This is a genomic window from Dactylosporangium darangshiense, from assembly GCF_039537565.1.
Lineage (GTDB): Bacteria > Actinomycetota > Actinomycetes > Mycobacteriales > Micromonosporaceae > Dactylosporangium > Dactylosporangium darangshiense.
The window spans coordinates 424231-445449 of the sequence record NZ_BAABAT010000001.1 but is presented as its reverse complement, the minus strand read 5'-3'; the positions used below and the strand labels follow the sequence as shown (position 1 = coordinate 445449).

Genomic DNA, 21219 nt, shown 5'->3' with positions numbered 1-21219 from the left:
CGGTGGAGTGTAGGCGAGTGTGTCAGTCCGTACTGGTCACCGTGAGTGTCGCCGGTCCGCCCTCGGGTGAGGTGCCGTGCGAGCAGGCGGCCAGGGCGCCGACGGCCATGAGCGCCAGGACACGGAAACCCGCAGGACCGCAAATGGGTACGTTCGGTATCGTCCAACGTGACGGAAACGGCCACAAGAAGGTGGACACAGATGGTCCTGAAGATGTCCTCGCTGTTCCTCCGGACACTGCGCGAGGATCCCGCCGACGCCGAGGTGACCAGCCACCGGCTGCTGGTCCGGGCCGGATACGTGCGCCGCGTCGCACCGGGCATCTTCACCATGCTGCCGATGGGCCTGCGGGTGTTGCGCAACATCGAGCGGGTCATCCGCGAGGAGATGGACGCGATCGGCGGCCAGGAGCTGTCGTTCCCCGCCCTGCTGCCCCGTGAGCCCTACGAGGCGACCGGGCGCTGGACGGAGTACGGCGCGAACCTCTTCCGGCTCAAGGACCGCCGCCAGGGCGACTACCTGCTCGGGCCCACGCACGAGGAGATGTTCACGCTCGCCGTGAAGGACATGTGCTCCTCGTACAAGGACCTGCCGCTCACGCTGTACCAGATCCAGACGAAGTACCGCGACGAGGCGCGCCCCCGGGCCGGCATCCTGCGCGGCCGTGAGTTCGTCATGAAGGACTCCTACTCCTTCGACGTCGACGACGACGGCCTGCGCTCCGCCTACGCCCGCCACCGCGAGGCCTACATCAACATCTTCGACCGGCTCGGCCTCGACTACGTCATCTGCTCCGCGATGAGCGGCGCGATGGGCGGCAGCGCGTCGGAGGAGTTCCTCGCGACCTGCGAGATCGGCGAGGACACGTTCGTGCGGTGCACCAACGGCGACTACGCGGCCAACGTCGAGGCGGTCGTGACGCCCGCGCCGGCGGCCCGGCCCATCGACGGGCTGCCCGCCGCGCAGGTCGTCGACACGCCGCACACCCCGACGATCGAGACGCTGGTCGACCTGTTCAACGCCCAGGAGGACCTGCGCCGCGACGGTGCGGCGTGGTCGGCCGCCGACACGCTCAAGAACGTCATGCTCACGCTGACCCTGCCCGACGGCAAGCGCGAGCCCCTCGCCGTCGGCGTGCCGGGCGACCGCGAGGTGGACCTGCGCCGCGTGGAGGCCGCGGTGTCGCCGGCCGAGGTCGCGCCGATGACCGAGGCCGAGTTCGCGCAGCATCCCGCGCTGGTCAAGGGCTACATCGGGCCGGGCGTGCTGGGCGAGAAGGGCGCGAGCGAGATCCGGTACCTCGTCGACCCGCGAGTCGTCGTGGGCACCGCGTGGATCACCGGGGCCGACGAGCCGGGCAAGCACGTGATGAACCTCGTCGCCGGCCGCGACTTCACCCCCGACGGCACGATCGAGGCGGTCCGCATCGTCGACGGCGACATCTGCCCGATCGACGGCGGCGCGCTCGAGCAGGCCCGCGGCATCGAGATCGGGCACATCTTCCAGCTCGGCCGCAAGTACGCCAACGCGCTCGGCCTCACCGTGCTCGACCAGAACGGCAAGGCCCAGGTCGTCACGATGGGCTCCTACGGCGTCGGCGTGTCCCGCGCCATCGCCGTGGTCGCCGAGCAGACCGCCGACGACCGCGGCCTGTGCTGGCCCCGCGAGCTCGCGCCGGCCGACGTGCACGTGGTCGCGGCCGGCAAGACCGACGAGATCCGCGGCGGCGCCGAGCGGCTCGCCGAGCAGCTCGAGGCGGCCGGGCTGACCGTGCTGCTCGACGACCGCAAGGACGTCTCGCCCGGCGTGAAGTTCAACGACTCCGAGCTGCTGGGCGTGCCGACCATCGTCGTGGTGGGCAAGCGCCTGGCCGACGGCGTGGTGGAGATCCGCGACCGCAAGACCGGCGACAAGTCGGAGGTCGCGCTCGCGGAGGCCGTCACGGCGGTCGTTTCGCAGATCGGCTGAACGGCTCCTCCGCGGGTCATCCGTTCGGCTGGAACTATGCGGGCAAATGCGGACAGTCGCCGCGCTTCGGTTTGACGGGCGGCCGTGCCCGACCGTTACGGTCGGGCACGGCCTTGCTGTCGACGAAGGGTGCAGACGTTGTCCGGCCGACATTCCGTCGTGAGTCGCCGCCAGCTCGTCCCGTTGATCGCCGGTATCGCGGCCGTGGTCGTCCTCGTGGGCGGCGCGGTGGCGACCGTGAACCTCGTTTCCGACGATGCCAAGCCCGAGGCGGTGGTGGACGCCGCGCGGAGCCCACAGGAGCGGGCCGACCGCGGCAATCGCCCCGATCCCTCGGCCTCCGCCTCCGCGGCACTGCCGCCGGACACCGCCGGCCTCGGCTCCGTGCCGGTCACGGCCTCGCCGACGCCGTCGAAGAAGCCCAAGCCGACGACCTCGACGGCGACCGCCACCGGGGTGTCGAGCACCGGCACCTGCAAGGTGTCGTACTACGCGGACGGCCAGATGACGGCGAGCGGCGAGCCGTTCGACCCGAACGCCATGACCGCCGCGAACAAGGAGTGGAAGTTCGGCACGCAGGTTCGGGTGACGAACCTCGCCAACGGCAGCTCCGTAGTGGTCAGGATCAATGACCGTGGGCCCTATGTGTCCGGGCGCTGCATCGACCTGTCCCGCGCCGCGTTCCAGAAGATCGCCTCGCTGGGTGCCGGTGTCATCAACGCGCGGTACGAGGTACTCAAGTAAGGCAGACCCGGCCGTTTGATGGAGCGGACCGGGGCCGGGTTGGTGGCATGCTGTTTGCCGGACCTATGAAACGTCAGCTGCTTCCCGAGGCCCGCGCCGGTGTCGGCGCGGCCTTCGTGCTGATCGCGCTCGTGCTGGCCGCCGAGGTCGCCGACGGGGTCAGGGCCGACTACGTGGGCCTGCTCGCGGCGGCGCCGTTCCTGGCCGCGGCGTTCGCGTCCTGGCCGGAGGTGCTCGCCGTCGGCAGCGCCTCGACGCTGCTGGCGTTCCTGTTCTGCTCGATCGAGCTCATGCACAGCCGCGACCGCGCGCTGGTGCTGATGCTCAACCTGGGCGGCGTAATCGTGGCCAGCGGGATCGCCTCCGCCGTAGGGGCGATCCGGCAGCGGCAGATCGCGCGGTACGCCGAACTGTCCCGCCTCGCCTCCGTCGCGCAGGGCGCCGTGCTGCGCCCGCTCGGCCCCCAGGTCGGCCCGCTCACGGTCGCGGCCCGCTACATCTCCGCCAGCGCCGCCGCGGACATCGGCGGCGACCTCTACGAGGCGCTGGACACCCCCTACGGCGTGCGCATGATCATCGGCGACGTGCGCGGCAAGGGCCTCGACGCGGTCCGCCTGGCCAGCATCGTCCTGGGCTCCTACCGCCATGTGGCCTTCGAGCGCGGCGACCTGCGCGCGATCGTGGCCGACCTGGACCGGGCCGTCGCCCGCTCGCTCGGCGACGAGGACTTCGTGACCGCGGCGCTCGTCGAGGAGCGCGGCGGAACGCTGACGATCGTCAACTGCGGCCACCCCGCGCCGCTGCTGCTGCGCCGCGGGCGCGTGATCCAGCTCGACCCGCCGTCCAACGCGCCGCCGCTGGGCTTCATGCCGGTGGTCAAGCCGCGGGTGGAGCGCCTGGAGCCGGGCGACCGGCTGCTGTTCTTCACCGACGGGCTGGCCGAGGCGCGCCGCGACGGGGAATTCTTCCCGACCGCGGAGCGGGCGCAGCGGCTGCTGGGGCACGGGACCGTTGGCGACGGGCTCAAGTCGCTCGAGAGCGCGCTGCTGGAGTGGGTGCGAGGGCGGCTCGACGACGACATCGCGCTGGTGCTGGTGGAGTACCAGGGCGTCAAGCCGCCGGCCTCGGTGCCGAGCTGGGACATCGGCGGCGCGGGCGTCGCGTCGTCCTGAGCGCCGCCGCGGGTGACTACGCGCGGACGCGGCAGGCCCGGGAGTCACGGACCGTGCCCACGGCGGGCGCCGCGGTAGCTCGGATCTTTGTTCGTGTCTTGGGTCTTGGGTCGCATCTGTGGTCCGGCTCACTTGCCGGTGCGGGTTGTCCGACGTTACTAGCCAGTAATAAGATAGCTGTTACCGACTGGTAACCTCGGTCGGCCATGCTCGGCTTGGAACAGCAGCGACCCAGAGACGGGGGCCTCTCCGCGATGACCCATTACAAGAGCAACCTGCGAGACCTCGAGTTCAACCTCTTCGAGGTCTTCGGTGTCGACAAGGTCCTGGGTCAGGGCCCCTACGGCGACATCGACGTGGACACCGCCCGGAGCATTCTCGGCGAGGTCGACCGCCTGGCCCGCGAGGACCTCGCGGCCAGCTACACCGACGGCGACCGCAACCCGCCGGTCTTCGACCCGGCGACGCACTCGGTGCGCATGCCCGAGTCGTTCCGCAAGTCCTACCAGGCGTTCATGGCCGCCGAGTTCTGGCGCCTCGACCTGCCCGCCGAGCTCGACGGGACCGCGGCGCCGCGCGCGCTGTGGTGGTCGCTCGCCGAGCTGGTGCTGGGCTCGAACGCGCCGATCTGGATGTACGCCTCCGGCCCCTCCTTCGCCAACACGCTGCGCATCGAGGGCACCGAAGAGCAGAAGAAGTGGGCGAAGCTCTTCGTCGACAAGCAGTGGGGCTCCACGATGGTGCTCACCGAGCCCGACGCGGGCTCGGACGTCGGCGCCGGGCGCACCAAGGCGATCCCGCAGGCCGACGGCTCGTGGCACATCGAGGGCGTCAAGCGCTTCATCACCAGCGGCGAGCACGACCTGGCCGAGAACATCGTCCACTACGTGCTGGCCCGCCCGGTCGACACGCCCGGCGCCGGCGGCCCCGGCACCAAGGGCCTGTCGCTGTTCGTCGTGCCGAAGTTCCACTTCGACGCCGAGACCGGCGAGCTCAAGGACCGCAACGGCGCGTTCGTGACCAACGTCGAGCACAAGATGGGCCTCAAGGTGTCCACCACGTGCGAGGTCACCTTCGGCGGGCACGGCGTGCCGGCCAAGGGCTGGCTGCTCGGCGACGTGCACGAGGGCATCCGGCAGATGTTCCTCATCATCGAGTACGCCCGGATGATGGTCGGCACCAAGGCCATCGCGACGCTGTCGACCGGCTACCTCAACGCGCTCGAGTACGCCAAGAGCCGCGTCCAGGGTTCCGACCTGGTCAGCAACGACAAGGCGGCGCCGCGGGTCACGATCATCAACCACCCGGACGTGCGCCGTTCGCTGCTGACCCAGAAGTCGTACGCCGAGGGCCTGCGCGCCCTGGTCTGCTACACGGCGTCGTGGCAGGACAAGGTCGCGCTCGCCGAGGCGGCGGGCGACGAGAAGGCGGCCAGGATCGCGAAGCGGGTCAACGACCTGCTGCTCCCGCTGGTCAAGGGCGTAGGTTCCGAGCGGGCCTACGGGCTGCTCGGCCACGAGTCGCTGCAGACCTTCGGCGGCTCCGGCTTCCTGCAGGACTACCCGCTCGAGCAGTACGTGCGCGACTCGAAGATCGACACCCTCTACGAGGGCACGACCGCGATCCAGAGCCTCGACCTCGTGTTCCGCAAGATCGTGAAGGACCAGGGCAAGGCGCTGCTCACCGTGGCCGGCGAGATCCAGCAGTTCCTCGAGGCCGAGGGCGGCAACGGCCAGCTCAAGGTCGAGCGGGCGGCGCTGGGCAAGGCCCTGGCCGAGGTGCAGCAGATCCTGGGCATCTTCACCGGCTGGCTCGGCGAGGCGCAGGCGGGCGACCCGCAGGCGCTCTACAAGGTGGGCCTCAACTCGCGGCGCTTCCTGCTCGACCTCGGCGACATCGTGGTCGGCTGGCTGCTGCAGCGGCAGGCCGAGGTGGCCCTCAAGGCGCTCGCGGGCGAGGTGTCGCCGGCGGACAAGGCCTTCTACGAGGGCAAGGTCGCCGCGGCGAAGTTCTTCGCGCACGAGATCCTGCCGCGCGTCGGCGCCGACCGTCGCGTGATCGAGTCGACCGCGCTGGACGCGATGCAGCTTTCCGAGGACGCGTTCTAGGCGTTCTTGGATTTGCAGGGGGAGGGCAATGGCGCCCTCCCCCTTTTGCTATCCGCGTGCGGTGTGCTGGGTGGCCAACGGGGCGGTCCCGACGTCGTGCCAGGTGCCCTTGAAGCGGTGTACGGCTATGCCTGACGTCGGCAGGACGCCGTCCGGCAGCGCCCGGGGTGCGAGGGTGTCGGATAAATCGGAAATAGTGGGATTGTGGCCGATGAGGAGCAGGGTCTCGGTCGCGGCGTCGACGTGCTGTACGAGGTCCAGGGTGTCCTCGGCGGAGCCGACGTAGATGCGATGCTCGTAGATCACCGGGACCGTGTCGGCGAGGCGCAGGTCGGCCAGGGTCTCCCGGGTGCGCACCGCGGTCGAGCACAGCACGGCGTCCGGCGTCAGTCCCTCGCTGCGCAGCCAGTCCCCGGCCGCGGTGGCGTCGCGATGCCCGCGCGGGGCCAGTGGACGCTCGATGTCGGTGTCGTAGTCATCCGGGTTCGCGGCTTTCGCGTGCCGGAGCAGGATGAGCGTGCGCACGGTCATGGAGACAGCCTGCCCGATTGAAGAACGTCGCACGTGGGTAACCCGGGCACAGACGGTTACCCAACAGACAGCCTCGGGAGGTCTTCGATGGGCATCGGCGGAAGCATTCTTCTGATCGTTGTCGGAGCGATCATGACGTTCGGGCTGGACGACACCGATCTCGGGCCGTTCAACCTCGACACGATCGGCTGGATCCTGCAGATTGCCGGGCTCGTCGGCCTGGTCCTGACCCTCTACTTCTGGAACACGCGCCGTCGCGCGGTCCCGCCGCCGCCCCCGGCGGCCGGCACCGCGATCCCGCCGACCGCGGACGAGATCGTCGAGCGGCGCACGCGGCGGTACTAGTTCGCTATTTCGCGTACAACGCGAAGTAGATCGCGATGTGGTGGCAGATCGCCGCGACCAGCGTGCAGGCGTGGAAGAACTCGTGGTGGCCGAAGACGGTCGGCCACGGGTTGGGCTTGCGCAGGGCGTAGAACACGGCGCCGACCGTGTAGAACGCCCCGCCGGCCAGCGTCAGCACCAGTGCGGTCACGCCCCCGGTGTGCAGGATGTCCGGGAGCACGGCGATCGCCACCCATCCCAGCGCGATGTACAGCGGCGCGGAGAGCCATCGCCGCTTGCTCAACCCCGTCGCGAACTTCATGCCCACGCCGAGGACCGCGCCGCTCCAGACCGTCGCCAGGATCGCCACCCGCGTGTTGCCGCTGAGCAGCAGGACGCTGAACGGGGTGTAGGTGCCGGCGATGAACACGAAGATCATCGAGTGGTCGAGCCGGCGCATGATCTTGTACCCGCGCTCCGACCAGACCCGCCGGTGGTACAGCGCGCTCGTGCCGAACAGCGCCACGACCGTGAGACTGTAGATCACGCAGCTGACGAAGGGCGCCCACCCCGGCCGCGCGGCCGCGAGCGAGCACAGCACGATCCCGCACACGACGGCGGCGCCGGCCGCATACGCATGCAGCCAGCCGCGCATGCGCGGCTTGCCGAGGTCGACCGGGCGCAGCCGGGTTTCGGTCTTCACGGTCACGCCCTCCAGGTTACGGTACCGTAGGTTACTCGCAAGTATCTTCCTGACGTCTATCGTGACGGAGTGCAGCTTCGCCCGGTCGGCGCCGACGCGCTCCTCATCGAGGTCGACACCCCGCTGGACTGGTTCGCCGCGCTGGACGCCGAGCGAGCCGCCGGCCGGCTGTCGGTGGTGGACATCGTGCCCGGCGCGCGCACGGTCCTGCTAGACGGGGTGACCGATCCCGCGGCCCTTGCCGCCCGATTGCGCGACTGGTCGATCGATCCTGCAGCGGTACCGCATGAGCCCACCCTCGTCGTGGACGTGATTTTTGACGGGATCGACCTGCCGTTCGTGGCCGCACACACCGGCACGACCGTCGCCTCGGTCGTCGAGGTGCTGACCGGGACCGAGCTGACCGTCGCCTTCTGCGGGTTCGCGCCCGGATTCGCCTATCTGAGCGGGTTGCCCTGGAACGTGCCGCGTCTCGGCACGCCGCGGACCCGGGTGCCCGCCGGGTCGGTCGCCCTGGCCGCGGAGTTCGCCGGCATCTACCCGACCCCGTCGCCGGGCGGCTGGCGGATCGTCGGCCACAGTTCGGCCGAGCTGTTCCGGGTCGACCGCGAGCCGCCCGCGTTGTTCACGCCGGGCCGTACCGTGCGGTTCCGTTCCGCGTGAGCGGCGGGTTGCTGGTCGAGGTCGCCGGGCCGTTGACCACGGTGCAGGACCTGGGGCGCGCCGGTTATGCGCACCTGGGCGTGCCGCGCTCGGGCGCCCTGGACCGCCCGGCGCTGTTGCTGGGCAACCGCCTGGTCGGCAACCCGGCCTCCGCCGCCGGCCTGGAGATCACGCTCGGCCCGTTCGCGGCGGTCGCGCGCCGCCCCGGGACGATCGCCCTGACCGGCGCGGCCGCCCCGCTGCGGGTCGGCGGCCGCCCGGCACCGCTCAACGCCCCCGTGCAGGTTCGGGTCGGCGACCGGATCGAGGTCGGCCGGGCGGTGCTCGGGTTGCGCGCGTACCTGACGATCTCCGGCGGCCTGACCCCGTCGCCGGTCCTGTCGAGCCGCTCGACCGACACGCTGTCCCTGCTCGGCCCGCCGGTGGTGCGAGCGGGCGCCCACCTGCCGCTCGGGCCCGTCGTCGCGTCGCCGGCCGCCGTGGATCTTGCACCGCGCCCCGTGCTGGGCGGCCCGCTCACCCTGCGGATCACCTGGGGCCCCCGAGCCGACCGTTTCGCGGACGCGGAGGCGCTGGTCGGCGGCCCGTACCGGGTCCGGACCGAGAGCAACCGGGTCGGCGCGCGCCTGTCCGGCCCGTCGCTGACCCGCGCGGACGCCGCCGAGCTGCCGAGCGAGGGCATCGTGCTCGGCAGCGTCCAGGTCCCCGCCGACGGCCAGCCGCTGGTGTTCCTGGCCGACCACCCCACGACGGGCGGGTACCCGGTGGTCGCGGTGGTCCATGCCGCCGACCTGCCGCTACTGGCACAGGCTCGCCCCGGCGACGAGGTCCACTTCCGCCCGTAGCCCGCTGTTTGCGATTACCGTTCGATCCCGTGGTGGACTTGAACAGCGACCTGGGCGAGGGCTTCGGCATCTGGCGCCTGGGCGACGACGACGCCCTGCTCACGATCGTCACCAGCGCCAACGTGGCCTGCGGCTTCCACGCCGGCGATCCGTCCACGATGCGCCGCGTCAGTGCCCGCGCCGCGGCCGAGGGCGTCCGGGTCGGCGCCCAGGTGAGCTACCGCGACCTGGCAGGCTTCGGCCGCCGCCGCATCGACGTGCCGGCGGATGAGCTGGCCGACGAGCTGCGGTACCAGATCGGCGCCCTGGCGGCGTTCGGGCCGGTCGCCTACGTGAAGCCACACGGTGCCTTGTACAACACCGCGGCCATCGACGAGTCCCACGCGTCGGCCGTCGTGTCGGCCGCCGCCGCCTTCCCCGCGCCCGCCGATCTCTCACCCCTCGGCGCCGCAGCGGGCGCGTCGACGGGCGCGGGTGCGCCGAGCGTCGGCGGCCGACCGAGCCCTGCCGACTCGTTGAACCCGGCCGACCACGCCGACCCGGCTGGGCGGCGCGGCGAGGGCACGGCCCGGGCCGCGACCGGGCTGGGCGGCACGGGTCCGTCGAGCCCCGCGGGGCTCCCGGTGCTCTGCCAGCCCGGCTCCGTCCTGGCCCGGCTCGCCGCCGAGCGCGGCCTCCGGGTCGTGGCCGAGGGCTTCGTCGACCGCGGGTACCTCCCCGACGGCCGCCTCGTCCCCCGCACCTCGCGGGGCGCGCTCGTCACCGACGTCGGCCAGGTCGTCGTCCGAGCCGTGCGCATGGCCCTCGAAGGCGTCGTCCAGGCCGTTGACGGCACCCTCATCCCGATGCCGGTCGAGTCGCTCTCCGTGCACGGGGACACGCCTGGCGCGGTCGACATGGCGCGGGCGGTGCGCGACGGACTGTTGGTCGCTGGTGTTGCCGTTGAGCCGTTCGTTGACTAGGAAGACGTGCGGACGGAACTCGGCGGCGGGGCGGGCCGCTGATAACCCACCGTAACACGCACCACCAAACAGTTGATCAATGTGGTTACGGAGGGTGAGACTCCGTAACCCAACGTGTCAGGCGTCCATGCCTCGCAGGATCAACGGGAGGCGGGTGGCGCCGTCCGGCTCCACCCTGATCGGCACGCCCCAGTCCTGGCGGGTCAGGTGGCAGGCGGGGAACTCGGCGTCGATGTCGCACGTCGCGGCCTGGGCTACCACCTGCAGTACGCCCGCGGGGACGTCGGGGGACAGGACCAGCGTCCGGCGCAGGGCCGTCGTCACGCCCGAGCCCGAGATGAGCAGCTCCGGCGGGGACGCGGACACCTCCAGCCGCGTCGACGGGCCGAACGACTCGTCCAGCTTCTGGCCCGGTGCGGGCTCGAAGATCAGGTCCAGCTCGATCTCGCCGGGGGAGAGCAGCGTTGGGGGGCGCTCCGTGCGGTGGCGTACGCCCGACACGTCGATGCCGGCCGCCGCCAGAGTGCCGGCGCCGAGGCGGACCAGGCGGTGGGCGCCGGACTCGACGACGATCACGTCGCCCTCGGCCGTCAGGACCAGGTCGCTGGGCTCCTGCAGGCCGTCGACGACCGTGGTCACCTGGCCGGCGGCGATACGGCGGACGGCGCCGTTGTACGTGTCGGCGATCAGGACGCTGCCGTCGGGCAGGGCGAGGACGCCGAGCGGGTGTTGCAGCAGGGCCTGATCCGCGGGGCCGTCGACGTGGCCGAAGTCGAAGAGGCCCTGGCCGGCGGCCGTGTGCATCTCGCCGTCCTCGATCCAACGCACTGCCGAGGACTCGCTGTCGGCGATCCACAGGCGGCGGCCGTCGGGGGAGGTGGACAGGCCGGACGGCTGGGCCATCCAGACCTCGTCCAGGGGGCCGTCCTTGAGGGCCTCGACCGTCGTGCCGGCGTACATGCCGGCCGTGCGCTTCACCGGGTCGAACCACCACAGCTGGTGGATGCCGGCCATCGCCACCACGACCTTGCCGTCGAACCATGCGACGTCCCACGGGGAGGACAGGTCCACGGCCAGGGAGTCGTGCGCCTCGAAGTCGACGGTGCCGCGCCACTGGCTGCCGCTGCCGGCGACCGTGGTGACCTCGCCCGTGGACAGGCGCAGGCCGCGCAGCAGGTGGTTCACCGTGTCGGCCACCACGACGTCGTAGCCGGCGATCTCGGCCGCGTGCGGCGGCAGCAGGCAGAGGCCGCCGGGCTCGGAGAACTCGGGCTCGGTGCCATCCTTGCGGCCGCGGCGGCCGGTGCCGATGCGGCGCACGAGGGTCTCGTTGTCGGCGGCGAGCTCGGCCAGCGACTGGTGCGTGGCGTCGGAGACGAGGAAATGCCCGTCGGGCAGCGCCAAGGCTTTGCTGGGAAAGCGCAAAAGCGTCAAATCCGGATTTGGTACCGCATGAGCCTCGTCCCCGCGCCGCAAAGTTCCCCGCGCCTCGTGGAGGCGGACGAGCTCGTCGACGAGCCGGGCGAGGCCCTCGGCGTGGCCCTCGCCGGCCATGTTCGCCACGACGTAGCCCTCGGGGTCGACGACCGTGAGGGTCGGCCAGGCCTTCGCGGCGTACTGCTGCCACATCAGCATCTCGGGATCATCGAGCACCGGGTGGTCGACCCCGTACCGCTCGACGGCCGCAGCGAGCGCCGCGGCGTCCTTCTCGTGCTCGAACTTCGGGCTGTGTACGCCGATCGTCACCAGCACGTCCGAGTAGCGCTCCTCGAGGGGGCGCAGCTCGTCCAGGACGTGCAGGCAGTTGATGCAGCAGAAGGTCCAGAAGTCGAGCAGCACGATCTTGCCGCGCAGGTCGGACAGGTGTAGGTCCCGGCCGCCCGTGTTGAGCCAGCCGCGGCCGCGCAGTTCCGGGGCGCGGACGCGGGCCTTGAGCAGTGGCGAGTCGGCGGTCACTTCTGGCTCGCCGGGCGGAGGCACAGGACCTGGTCCTTCTGCCCCTTGTGCTGCAGGACGATGAACGGCTGGCTGGCGTCGGAGCAGCTCGACGGCTCGTCGACCTTGGAGACGATCCGGAACGAGTCCTTGTCCGAGCAGCTCGCGCCCTTGGCCCCCTCGCCGTCCTGCTTGACGCAGGAGTTGACCGCGAAGCTCGTGGTGCCGAGGTTGCTGACCTTGACCACGATGGCCGTGCCGGCAACCGCGAGCAGGAACACCGCGACCACGATCGCGAGGCCGACGAGCAGGCCGCGGCGGCTCTTGACCGGCGGCTCGGGCGTGGGCGGGACGTCGCCCTCGATGCCCCGCATCGGCGGCGGGTTGTCGCCGGGCATGGTGACGAGGTCGCTGTACCGCGGCGTGCCCGCTGCCGGGAACGCTCCGGTGGCCTGTGGCGCGGACGTCTGGTACGTCCCGCCGGCCGGCGGCGGCGAAGCCTGGTACAGCCCGGGCCCGCTGACCGGCGCGGACCCCGCGGGCGCGCCGCCGTACGGAGCGTCGAACGGCGACCCACCGGCGGGCGGAACGCTGGTCGGCGGCGTCGCGGTGCCCTGGTATCCGGTGGCCGACGCCGACGCCTGGAAGGTCGCGGGCGGGGGCGGATAGGCGCCGAAGCCCGGCTGTGCCGAGCCCGGCCCGCCCGATCCCGACGCACCGGACACCGGCGGCGGCGCGTACGAACCGGGCGGCGTGGACGAGAACGGCGGCGCGGCCGAACCCGCCGACCCGAACGAGTCCTGCGACCCGTACGAGTCGGACGGGCCGTACGAGTCCTGCGATCCGGCCGGCGACCCGTACGAGTCCTGCGAGCCGTACGAGTCCTGCGAGCCGTACGAGTCCTGCGAGCCGAACGAGGCTGGCGAAGCGAACGAGTCCGGCTGCCCGTAGGTGGCCGCGGAGCCGTAGGAGTCCGGCTGCCCGTAGGAGTCCGACGGCGCCGACGAGGCCGGAGAGCCGTAGGTGGCCGGCGGCGCTGAGGAGACGGGCTGCCCGTAGGTGCCCGGCGGCGTCGACGAGGCCGGAGAGCCGTAGGTGGCCGGCGGCGCTGAGGAGACGGGCTGGCCGTAGGTTTCCGGCGGCGCGGACGAAACCGGCGGCACGGAGGAGACCGGCGGGACGGAGACCTGGGCGCGGGCCTGGTACGTCCGGGGCTGCGGTGCGCTCTCCTGCGGGATCTGCCCGAGGTTCGGCGGCGCTGGCACGCCGGGCGCGCCGGCGCCGGACACCTGGGCCGTCCCGGTCGGCACCTGCGCGGAGCCGGTCGGCACCTGCGCCGAACCGGTGGGGACCTGGGCCGAGCCCGTGGGCAACTGGGCCGAGCCGGTCGGGACCTGCGCGGAACCGGTCGGAACCTGCGCCGAACCGGTCGGAACCCGCGCGGAACCCAGAGGGATCTTGGCGGTGCCGGTCGGCGGCGTCCCCTGGGCGGTGCCGGAGGGAACCTGGGCGCTACCCGTGGGGACCTGGGCGGTGCCGGTCGGTACGCGGGCGGAGCCGGAGACCGGCGCGCTCGAGATCGGGGCGCCGGAGACGGGTGCGCCGGACGATGGGCCGGCCGGCGGGGGCGTGGGGGCCCACGGGCTCGGCTCGGGCCAGGCCGCGGGAGCAGCCGGAGCGGCCGGAGTGGCGGGAGTGGTTGGAGGGGCCGGGGTGAAGCCGGGGAAGCTCCCGGCGGGGCCCGCGGCCGGCGGTGGGGCCTGGCCGAACTGGGTAGGCACCGATGCCTTGCCCGACGCGCCGCCCGCGGAGGGCTGCTGCCCGTACGGGGGCATGCCCGGCGGGACCTGGGGCACGCGCGGCGGGAGCGGGCCGGCCGGTGGGAAGGGGCCGGGGCGCTCGGCCGGCTCGGCGTCCGCGGCGTCGTGCGCGGACGGCGAAGGCTCGGGGATCGACGGCGGCGTGGCTGGCGCCAGCGGCGAAGGTGGGGGTGAGGAGGGGACGGGGACCGAAGCGGTTGCCCGGACGGCCGGGGCCCTGCCGACCGGCGGCGCTGCCGCCGCGCCCTCGTCCGGCTGCTCGGACGGGTGCTGCTGGTCGGACGTCATGCGTGCCTCCTGTTGGTCAGACCCTTGCGACCGTAGTCGACCGGGGAGTGCCATGGCAGAGCCGGTACCGAGGTTCGTCGGTTGGGGATGGCAAACGCCGGCACCGCGCTCAGCAAACCAGGGGTGGGCAAGACATGAGAAATCGGCCGGGACGAAGCGGGCAGGACGTACAAAACCGCCCCGGTCCGGGGGAGGGGACGGACCGGGGCGGTTCGGGAGGCAGGAAGCCCTGAACGGGGGAGGGCTAACTGCGGTTGATCATGGCGTGGAGTTCGTCGCGGAGGGCGGACGACGGGTTCTTGGCGATCGCGCGCTCGATGGCCTCCATGCGGCGGGCGGCGTTGCGGCGGGCCTTGTAGCGCTCGAAGAAGGTGCTCACGGCTGGCTCCCTTGGGGCGGGTGTAAGGACACTTTGGTTTCGCATCCATTACACGCCCGTGAAAAGATCCAAAGCCAGTGAATATGAAGTGATGCGGCACACCAGCCGAAGATTCGTAAGCTCGCAGCTGGGCAAACGCCCTGTTCGTCGGGCATATGACAGTGGCCCCGTGCATCGCACGAGGCCACTGTCGATGAATTGGCCTGCCTACGGGCAAGGCCGGTGCCGCGCTAGCTCCAGGCGAGCGTGGAGCCCTCCGGGTCCTCCAGGTAGGCGCCGACGTCCCGCAGGAACTTCGAGCCGAGCTCGCCGTCGATGATGCGGTGGTCGAAGGACAGGCCCAGAGTCGTCACCTGGCGAATCTTGATCTTGCCCTTGTGCACCCACGGCTGCTCGCGCACGGCGCCGAAGACCAGGATGGCCGACTCGCCGGGCGGGAGGATCGGGGTGCCCGAGTCGACGCCGAAGACGCCGACGCTGGTGATCGTGAACGTGCCGCCGGCCATGTCGGCAGGTGGCGTCTTGCCGTCACGGGCGGTGCCGACCAGCGCAGTCAGGGCGTCGGCGAGCTCGCGGGTGGTGAGCTCCTGCGCGTCCTTGATGTTCGGCACGATCAGGCCCCGCTGGGTGGCGGCCGCGATGCCCAGGTTGACGTAGTGCTTGACGACGATCTCGTCGCCCGCCCACGTCGAGTTGACCATCGGGTGCCGGCGCAGCGCGAGCAGCGCCGCCTTGGCCACCATGAGCAGCGGCGAGACGCGCACGTCCCGCCAGTCGCGGTGTGCCTTGAGCCGCTCGAGGGCCTTCATCGACCGGGTGACGTCGACCGTGAGGAACTCGGTCACGTGCGGCGCGGCGAACGCGCTGGCCACCATGTTCTCGGCGGTCAGCTTGCGCACGCCCTTGACGGGAACGCGTTCCTCGCGCTCGCCCGGCGCCCGGGCCGGGCGCGCCGCGGCGGCCGGAGCCGCTGCAGGGGCCGACTGCGCGGTCAGCACGTCGTCGCGGGTGATCGAGCCGTTGGGGCCGCTGCCCTCGATGCCGACCAGGTCGACGCCGAGGTCGCGGGCGAGCTTGCGGACCGGCGGCTTGGCGAGGACGGCCCCGTTGCGAGCCGGTGCCGGGGGCGTCACCGTGCGGGCCGCGGGCGCGGCCGGAGCGGTGGGGGCGGGTGCCGGTGGGGGTACCGCAGCAGGCTCTTGAACCGGCGCGGACGCCGACGACCGCGGGCGGCGCTTGGCCACCGCGGTCTTGGGGCCGTAACCCACCAGGACGGCGGTGCGGCCGCCCGGAGCGGGACCGCCGATCAGGCCGGGCTCCACCGGCGCGTCCCCGGCCACCTCGACAGCGGCGAGCGACGCGGCCGACGGCGCGGGCAGGTCGCCGGCGCCGGGGTCGGTGTCGATCGCGATGATCGGCTGGCCGACCTCGACCGTCGAGCCCTCGGGGTGGAAGATCCGGCTGACCTTGCCGGCCCACTTCGCGGGGATCTCGACGGCCGCCTTCGCGGTCTCCACCTCGACGATGGGCTGGTTGAGGACGATCGTGTCGCCCTCGTGCACGAGCCACTTGAGGATCTCGCCCTCGGTGAGGCCCTCGCCGAGGTCGGGCAGGTTGAACTCTTTGACCCTGGTCATCCGTCTTCCCCTCAGAACCCGAACGAGCGGTCGACGGCGTCGAGCACCCGGTCCAGGTCCGGCAGGTACTCCTCCTCCAGGCGGGCGGCCGGGTACGGCGTGTCGAAGCCGGTGACGCGCAGGACCGGGGCCTCGAGGGAGTAGAAGCACTCCTCGGTGACCCGGGCCGCGATCTCGGCGCCGAGGCCGAGGTTGCCGGGGGCCTCGTGCACGACGATCGCGTGGCCGGTGCGGCGCACCGACTCGTACACGGGCGCCATGTCCAGCGGCGACAGCGTGCGCAGGTCGATGACCTCCAGCGAGCGGCCGTCCTCCTCCGCCGCGGTGGCGGCGTCGAGGGCGGTGCGCACCATCGGGCCGTAGGCGAGCACGGTCACGTCGTTGCCGGGGCGGGCGACCCGCGCGGCGTGCAGCGGCAGGCTCGCGCTGTCGACGTTGACCTGGCCCTTCTCCCAGTAGCGGCGCTTGGGCTCCAGGAAGATGATCGGATCGTCGGACTCGATCGACTGCTGGATCATCCAGTACGCGTCGTCGGGGTTGGCGCAGGAGACGACCTTGAGGCCGGCGGTGTGCGCGAAGTAGGCCTCCGGCGACTCCGAGTGGTGCTCGACCGCGCCGATGCCGCCGCCGAACGGGATCCGGATGACGATCGGCAGGCTGACCTTGCCCTGCGAGCGGTAATGCAGCTTCGCGACCTGCGACACGATCTGGTCGTAGGCGGGGTAGACGAAGCCGTCGAACTGGATCTCGCAGACCGGGCGGTAGCCGCGGATGGCGAGGCCGACCGCGGTGCCGACGATGCCGGACTCGGCCAGCGGGGTGTCGATGACCCGCTCGTCGCCGAAGTCCTTCTGCAGCCCGTCGGTGATGCGGAAGACGCCGCCGAGCTTGCCGACGTCCTCGCCCATGATCAGGACCTTGGGGTCGCGCTCCATCGCACGGCGCAGACCGGTGTTGAGCGCCTTGCCGAGGGTCAGGTTCTCCGCGGTCATCAGTGCCCACTCCCCTCGAACGACGCAAGGTACTTGGCGAACTGTTCCTTCTGCTGTGCCAGCTCGGGGGAGCCGTGCGGGTACACGTGGTCGAACAGCGTCAGGGGGTCGGGGTTGGGCATGTTGAGCACCCGCTCGCGCAGGCCGACGGCGGCCACGCGGGCCTCCTCGTCGATGGCGTCGAAGTAGCCGTCCTTCGCCATGCCCTGCTTGGTCAGGAACGCGCGGAGCCGCTTGATCGGGTCCTTGGCCTGCCAGGCCTCGACCTCGCTGGCGATGCGGTAGCGGCTCGGGTCGTCGGAGGTGGTGTGCGCGCCCATGCGGTACGTGTACGCCTCGATGAACGACGGGCCCTGGCCGTGCCGCGCGTCGTCGAGCGCCTTGCGGGTCACCGCGTAGCAGGCGAGCACGTCGTTGCCGTCGACGCGCAGGCCGGGAAAACCGAAACCGCTTGCCCGGTGGTACAGCGGGACGCGCGTCTGGCGCTCCAGCGGCTCGGAGATCGCGTACTGGTTGTTCTGGCAGAAGAACACGAGCGGGGCGTTGAAGACCGACGCCCAGATGAAGGCCTCGTTGACGTCGCCCTGGCTGGTGGCGCCGTCGCCGAAGTAGGCGATGACGGCCTCGCCGTCGTCGGAGCCGACCTTGCCGTCCTTGGCGATGCCCATCGCGTATCCGGTCGCGTGCAGCGTCTGGGCGCCGATCACGATCGTGTACATGTTGAACTTGAACTCGTTCGGGTCCCAGGCGCCCTGGTCGACACCGCGGAACAGGCTGAGCGGCATGATCGGGTCGATGCCGCGGCAGTACAGAACGCCGTGTTCGCGGTACGTCGGGAAGGCCATGTCCTGCGCCCGCAGCGCCCGGCCGGAGCCCACCTGGGCCGCCTCCTGACCGAGCAGGCTCGCCCAGATGCCCAGCTCGCCCTGGCGCTGCAAGGCGGTCGCCTCGGCGTCGAGCTTCCGGACCACGACGAGGTCGTGGTACAGCGAGCGGTACTCCTCGTCGGTGAAGTCGACCGCGTAGTCGGGGTGTTCGACCCGGTCGCCCTCGGGGGTGAGCAGCTGCACGAACGCGGGTTCAGGCACGGCCCGTGTCGTGTGCGCCCGGGCCTTGACTTCGCCCTTCGCCATCCGTTTCTCCCTGTCGTCTCTCGCGTCGGCAGCGGGGGTGACCCTGCCGCGCAGCGGGGGTGGCTGCTACGCGGCAACCCGGTGGGGTCGGCGCGTCGCGGTTGGGCATGACGGTGATCATGCCCGGGAGCCGGCCCCGGGCTCTGCCTCGCAGGGTATGCGGAGGCTACGGCCCCGTTGCCGGTGTGTGTCCAGCATCGCAGAAGGCGTGTGGATCGACACCATGGAGTCGGGCCGCACCGGCGGACTAATCCGCAAAAATCCCCCCAGGTCGGGCGGATCGTTTCGCGGTTACGTGGCGTTGGTCCGTTTGTCTCGACCTATTGGAGTCCCGTTCTCCTCCGGCGTGCGCCACCACCGCCCGTTCTCACCCGACCGGCGGCCACCGCTCATCTCCGCGCCGCATCCTTCGGGTCCGACCGATCGGCAACGCCGCGGCAGTGGTATCCATCCGGGTCGGTCGATCAGGCATTTTCCGGTCGGCCGATTCGGCGGCCGGGGACTACCGTCCGGCGCGCGTGTTGGAGTTGCGCGTCACGACCGCCCATGCCGTCGAGTACGGCTTGCAGGGCCACTGCGCGCACCCGGCCGCGCAGCCGCCGCCGTGGCCGGGCACGGGCTGGTGCCGCTCGACGCGCCGGCGCGCGTCCGTCACCGCGTGGTCGTAGATCACCGCCATTTGATACCCCTCAGAACCCCTGGACCGCCGGTGCGGTCCAGAGCAGGCGCGCGTCGTAGAGCTGCTGCGCCGTGGCCAGTGCGGCTTCGGCCGACCGGAACACGGCGATCTCGGTCTTGCCGTTGCCGAGGCGCCAGGTGAGGACGGCCTGATCGGGCAGCTCGTGCCCCCAGGCGACGACCTGTGGATGGTCGTCGTCGAGTGGATCGGCGACAATGCCGAAGAGTCGTGGTGCGCCTTCGAGCAGGAGCGTGTCGTCCTCGAACACCACGGATCTCCCTCCGGCGAGGAGCGATCTGACACATCCAGAATGCACGTGCACGTTTCGCGCGGCAATACGGCAAGTCAAAGTTGAGTAGAGCAAGGCAATCGCTCAGACGCTGCGACGCTTGCGCGTCAACCCGGTAACGGACACACTCGTGCTGAGTAATGGAGGTGACCGTTGTCTACCCCCCACAGCCCCACGTTCCCCCGATTTCAGTTGGGCAAGCAACTGAGAGAGCTGCGCGAGCGTGCGCGACTCACCACCGAGGACGTCGGGCTGCAGCTGGACTGCTCACCCAGCACCATCAGCCGGATGGAGGGCGGCAAGGTCGGAGTCCGGCGCAGCACGCTGGAGCGCCTCCTCCAGATTTACGACGTTCATGATCCGGAACAGATCGATACATTGGTCGTCCTCGCCAGGGAGGGCAAGACGCGGGGCTGGTTCGCCCGCTACGGCGATCTGCCGGCGAGTTACTCACGGTTCATCGGGCTGGAGTCCAGCGCGATCGAGATCCGCAACTACGAGGCGCTGGTCGTGCCTGGGATGTTGCAGACCGAGGAGTACACGCGCGCGCTGCTCGCCGCCTCACCCGGAGAGTCCGAGGACGCGGTCGAGGCGCACGTCAAGGCCCGCCGCGAGCGGCAGGTGCTCCTCAACCGCGCGGATCAGCCACCCCTGCACTTCATCGCGGTCCTCGACGAGAGCGTGATCCGGCGCCTCATCGGCGGGCCCGATGTCATGCGGTCGCAGCTCAAGCGCCTGGGCGAGTCGGCCAGGTCGAGAAACGTGACGGTCCAGATCCTGCCCTTCTCCGGAGGGGCATATGCCGGCATGGCTGGGTCGTTCTCGATTCTCAAGTTCGATGGTGCACCAAGCGTCGTCTATGCCGAGGCAATGACTGGCGACATCTATCCTGCCGCCGATGATGTCCAGCGCTATCACGACGTGTTCGAAAATCTGCGAGCCGCCGCGCTCAGCCCACTGGAATCGATCAAGGTGATCGAGGAAGCCGCGAACTGAGCACGGCCCCGACCCCGAAGGAGTGCGCAGAATGGCTGCGCTGAACGAGGAGTGGCACAAGCCCACCCGCAGCGGTAACAACGGAGCATGCGTCCAGGCGCGGCTCGTCGACGGCGTCATCGAGGTCCGCAACTCGAACGCACCGGACGCGGGTCTGGTGCGCTTCACCCGCGTCGAGTGGGAGACCTTCATCGCCGCGGTCGACGAGGACGGCGAATTCCGCCTGCCGTAGTTTTGATAAACAAGATCCAGCTTGGAAAACAGCGAAGGGACGGCCCCGACCGGCCGTCCCTTCGTCGTAGCTGCGAGCCGATTCCGATGTTAACCCGCGTTCGGATTCGGTCGGTACATGAAGGTCTTTACTAGCGCGCTGCAGCAAAAGTTGCGAATCGGGCCAGGTGGCAATCCTGCGATGTGGGTGTCGTAACGGGGCCCGGCGGAGTAACTATGAGTTATGACCACACAGGTGACGCCGGCCGCGCAGGTGTCGGCCCTCACGATCCGGGCGTACCGCCCGACCGACCATCGAGAGTGCCGCCAGCTGTGGGCGGAGCTCACCACGGCCGACGCCGGGCTCTACGGCGCGACGTCCGAGGACGACTCGGGCGCCGCGTTCGAGGAGTACCTCACGCGCCTCGACCTGTCCGGAATGTGGGTGGCCTCGGACGCCGGCGGCGCCGTGGTCGGCATGGTGGGCCTGCTGCTCGACGGCCGTGGCGGCCAGGTGGAGCCGCTGGTCGTCGCGTCCGCGCGGCGCGGCGAGGGCATCGGGCGCGCGCTGCTGGCGCACGTGGCCGACCAGGCCCGCCGAAGAGGGCTGGGGCAGCTGAGCATCTCGCCGGCGGCCCGCAACCTGGACGCCATCCGCTGCCTGCACGCCGCCGGCTACGACGCGCTCGCCCGGGTGACCCTCGCGATCGACCTCGACCGCAAGGGCTCGGCCTTCGAAGACGGCATCGACCTACACGATCTGCGCTTCCGTTACTGACTTATCCACAGGGCCTGCGGGGTTATCCACAGCCGAAAACCGCTCATTCACGCGCGGCCCGGC

Annotated in this window: 21 protein-coding genes; 11 read left to right on the top strand and 10 right to left on the bottom strand. The window is 71.1% G+C overall.

Annotation, left to right across the window (positions count from 1 at the left end):
• The first annotated feature begins 201 nt into the window (after positions 1-201).
• From ABD901_RS01935 to ABD901_RS01920, 4 genes are all read left to right on the top strand, one after another.
• Entirely contained in the window at positions 202-1968 is a 1767-nt protein-coding gene (locus ABD901_RS01935; protein ID WP_345120482.1) for a proline--tRNA ligase, read from the top strand.
• A 138-nt stretch (positions 1969-2106) separates the two neighbouring features.
• Entirely contained in the window at positions 2107-2712 is a 606-nt protein-coding gene (locus ABD901_RS01930; RefSeq protein ID WP_345120480.1) for a septal ring lytic transglycosylase RlpA family protein, read from the top strand.
• A gap of 47 nt (positions 2713-2759) precedes the next feature.
• Positions 2760-3884 carry a PP2C family protein-serine/threonine phosphatase gene (locus ABD901_RS01925; RefSeq protein WP_425556649.1) on the top strand — a complete coding sequence of 375 codons (1125 nt, stop codon included), beginning with the start codon at positions 2760-2762 and terminating at the stop codon, positions 3882-3884.
• A gap of 254 nt (positions 3885-4138) precedes the next feature.
• Positions 4139-5992, top strand: a complete 1854-nt coding sequence (locus ABD901_RS01920; RefSeq protein ID WP_345120476.1) for an acyl-CoA dehydrogenase — start codon at positions 4139-4141, stop codon at positions 5990-5992.
• Between the two features lie 48 nt (positions 5993-6040).
• On the opposite strand, the gene ABD901_RS01915 is transcribed toward ABD901_RS01920, so the two are convergent.
• Positions 6041-6523, bottom strand: a complete 483-nt coding sequence (locus tag ABD901_RS01915; protein WP_345120474.1) for a SixA phosphatase family protein — start codon at positions 6521-6523, stop codon at positions 6041-6043.
• Positions 6524-6610: 87 nt separating this feature from the next.
• Here ABD901_RS01915 and ABD901_RS01910 point away from each other — a divergent pair, with 87 nt between their 5' ends.
• On the top strand, positions 6611-6868 hold the full coding sequence (locus tag ABD901_RS01910; protein ID WP_345120472.1) for a DUF6458 family protein: 258 nt from the start codon (positions 6611-6613) through the stop codon (positions 6866-6868).
• A 4-nt stretch (positions 6869-6872) separates the two neighbouring features.
• Here the strand turns inward: ABD901_RS01910 and trhA are convergent, their stop codons facing one another.
• The gene (trhA, locus tag ABD901_RS01905; protein WP_345121121.1) at positions 6873-7502 is read right to left on the bottom strand and encodes a PAQR family membrane homeostasis protein TrhA; all 630 of its coding nucleotides are present in this window, start codon (positions 7500-7502) and stop codon (positions 6873-6875) included.
• 117 nt (positions 7503-7619) lie between these two features.
• On the opposite strand from trhA, the gene ABD901_RS01900 reads away from it, so the two are divergent.
• Genes ABD901_RS01900 through ABD901_RS01890 form a run of 3 tightly spaced genes read left to right on the top strand, consistent with a single transcriptional unit; the run spans position 7620 to position 10020 of the window.
• The gene (locus tag ABD901_RS01900) at positions 7620-8213 is read left to right on the top strand and encodes a 5-oxoprolinase subunit B family protein (RefSeq protein WP_345120470.1); all 594 of its coding nucleotides are present in this window, start codon (positions 7620-7622) and stop codon (positions 8211-8213) included.
• Positions 8210-9058, top strand: coding sequence for a 5-oxoprolinase subunit C family protein (locus tag ABD901_RS01895; RefSeq protein ID WP_345120468.1), 849 nt, complete (start codon positions 8210-8212; stop codon positions 9056-9058). Before ABD901_RS01900 ends, ABD901_RS01895 begins: the two co-directional genes overlap by 4 nt.
• A 29-nt stretch (positions 9059-9087) precedes the next feature.
• Complete coding sequence (locus tag ABD901_RS01890; protein ID WP_380137402.1) at positions 9088-10020, top strand: LamB/YcsF family protein; 933 nt, start codon at positions 9088-9090, stop codon at positions 10018-10020.
• A 117-nt stretch (positions 10021-10137) separates the two neighbouring features.
• Here the strand turns inward: ABD901_RS01890 and ABD901_RS01885 are convergent, their stop codons facing one another.
• The 8 genes from ABD901_RS01885 to ABD901_RS01850 all read right to left on the bottom strand — a co-directional run bounded on the left by ABD901_RS01885 (position 10138) and on the right by ABD901_RS01850 (position 19151).
• Positions 10138-11976 (bottom strand): NHL domain-containing thioredoxin family protein, encoded by a 1839-nt coding sequence (locus tag ABD901_RS01885; protein WP_345120466.1) that lies wholly within the window; start codon positions 11974-11976, stop codon positions 10138-10140.
• The gene (locus ABD901_RS01880) at positions 11973-14063 is read right to left on the bottom strand and encodes a hypothetical protein (protein WP_345120464.1); all 2091 of its coding nucleotides are present in this window, start codon (positions 14061-14063) and stop codon (positions 11973-11975) included. Before ABD901_RS01880 ends, ABD901_RS01885 begins: the two co-directional genes overlap by 4 nt.
• A 244-nt stretch (positions 14064-14307) precedes the next feature.
• Entirely contained in the window at positions 14308-14442 is a 135-nt protein-coding gene (locus ABD901_RS01875) for a hypothetical protein (RefSeq protein WP_345120461.1), read from the bottom strand.
• Between the two features lie 230 nt (positions 14443-14672).
• Positions 14673-16079, bottom strand: a complete 1407-nt coding sequence (locus ABD901_RS01870; RefSeq protein ID WP_345120459.1) for a dihydrolipoamide acetyltransferase family protein — start codon at positions 16077-16079, stop codon at positions 14673-14675.
• Positions 16080-16090: 11 nt separating this feature from the next.
• Positions 16091-17071: an alpha-ketoacid dehydrogenase subunit beta gene (locus ABD901_RS01865; protein WP_345120457.1), complete on the bottom strand. Its 981-nt coding sequence runs from the start codon at positions 17069-17071 to the stop codon at positions 16091-16093.
• Entirely contained in the window at positions 17071-18204 is a 1134-nt protein-coding gene (pdhA, locus tag ABD901_RS01860) for a pyruvate dehydrogenase (acetyl-transferring) E1 component subunit alpha (RefSeq protein ID WP_345120455.1), read from the bottom strand. The genes ABD901_RS01865 and pdhA overlap by 1 nt, the downstream gene beginning before the upstream one ends.
• A gap of 502 nt (positions 18205-18706) precedes the next feature.
• Complete coding sequence (locus tag ABD901_RS01855; RefSeq protein WP_345120453.1) at positions 18707-18883, bottom strand: hypothetical protein; 177 nt, start codon at positions 18881-18883, stop codon at positions 18707-18709.
• A gap of 10 nt (positions 18884-18893) precedes the next feature.
• A complete protein-coding gene (locus ABD901_RS01850; protein ID WP_345120451.1) occupies positions 18894-19151 on the bottom strand; it encodes a hypothetical protein in 258 nt (85 codons plus the stop codon).
• A 213-nt stretch (positions 19152-19364) separates the two neighbouring features.
• Between ABD901_RS01850 and ABD901_RS01845 the strand changes: the two genes are divergently transcribed.
• The 3 genes from ABD901_RS01845 to ABD901_RS01835 all read left to right on the top strand — a co-directional run bounded on the left by ABD901_RS01845 (position 19365) and on the right by ABD901_RS01835 (position 21156).
• On the top strand, positions 19365-20168 hold the full coding sequence (locus ABD901_RS01845; RefSeq protein WP_345120449.1) for a helix-turn-helix domain-containing protein: 804 nt from the start codon (positions 19365-19367) through the stop codon (positions 20166-20168).
• A 31-nt stretch (positions 20169-20199) separates the two neighbouring features.
• A complete protein-coding gene (locus tag ABD901_RS01840; RefSeq protein ID WP_345120447.1) occupies positions 20200-20400 on the top strand; it encodes a DUF397 domain-containing protein in 201 nt (66 codons plus the stop codon).
• Positions 20401-20622: 222 nt separating this feature from the next.
• Positions 20623-21156: a GNAT family N-acetyltransferase gene (locus ABD901_RS01835; protein ID WP_345120445.1), complete on the top strand. Its 534-nt coding sequence runs from the start codon at positions 20623-20625 to the stop codon at positions 21154-21156.
• The last annotated feature ends 63 nt before the right edge of the window (positions 21157-21219 follow it).

Excerpts from the sequence above, each read along its gene's own strand:
- ABD901_RS01865 (WP_345120457.1), bottom strand. The coding sequence starts at position 17,071 with ATGACCGCGGAGAACCTGACCCTCGGCAAGGCGCTCAACACCGGTCTG.
- ABD901_RS01915 (WP_345120474.1), bottom strand. The coding sequence starts at position 6,523 with ATGACCGTGCGCACGCTCATCCTGCTCCGGCACGCGAAAGCCGCGAAC.
- ABD901_RS01855 (WP_345120453.1), bottom strand. The coding sequence starts at position 18,883 with ATGGCGGTGATCTACGACCACGCGGTGACGGACGCGCGCCGGCGCGTC.
- trhA (WP_345121121.1), bottom strand. The coding sequence starts at position 7,502 with ATGCGCGGCTGGCTGCATGCGTATGCGGCCGGCGCCGCCGTCGTGTGC.
- ABD901_RS01910 (WP_345120472.1), top strand. The coding sequence starts at position 6,611 with ATGGGCATCGGCGGAAGCATTCTTCTGATCGTTGTCGGAGCGATCATG.
- pdhA (WP_345120455.1), bottom strand. The coding sequence starts at position 18,204 with ATGGCGAAGGGCGAAGTCAAGGCCCGGGCGCACACGACACGGGCCGTG.
- ABD901_RS01880 (WP_345120464.1), bottom strand. The coding sequence starts at position 14,063 with ATGACGTCCGACCAGCAGCACCCGTCCGAGCAGCCGGACGAGGGCGCG.
- ABD901_RS01870 (WP_345120459.1), bottom strand. The coding sequence starts at position 16,079 with ATGACCAGGGTCAAAGAGTTCAACCTGCCCGACCTCGGCGAGGGCCTC.
- ABD901_RS01920 (WP_345120476.1), top strand. The coding sequence starts at position 4,139 with ATGACCCATTACAAGAGCAACCTGCGAGACCTCGAGTTCAACCTCTTC.
- ABD901_RS01835 (WP_345120445.1), top strand. The coding sequence starts at position 20,623 with ATGACCACACAGGTGACGCCGGCCGCGCAGGTGTCGGCCCTCACGATC.
- ABD901_RS01925 (WP_425556649.1), top strand. The coding sequence starts at position 2,760 with ATGCTGTTTGCCGGACCTATGAAACGTCAGCTGCTTCCCGAGGCCCGC.
- ABD901_RS01935 (WP_345120482.1), top strand. The coding sequence starts at position 202 with ATGGTCCTGAAGATGTCCTCGCTGTTCCTCCGGACACTGCGCGAGGAT.
- ABD901_RS01840 (WP_345120447.1), top strand. The coding sequence starts at position 20,200 with ATGGCTGCGCTGAACGAGGAGTGGCACAAGCCCACCCGCAGCGGTAAC.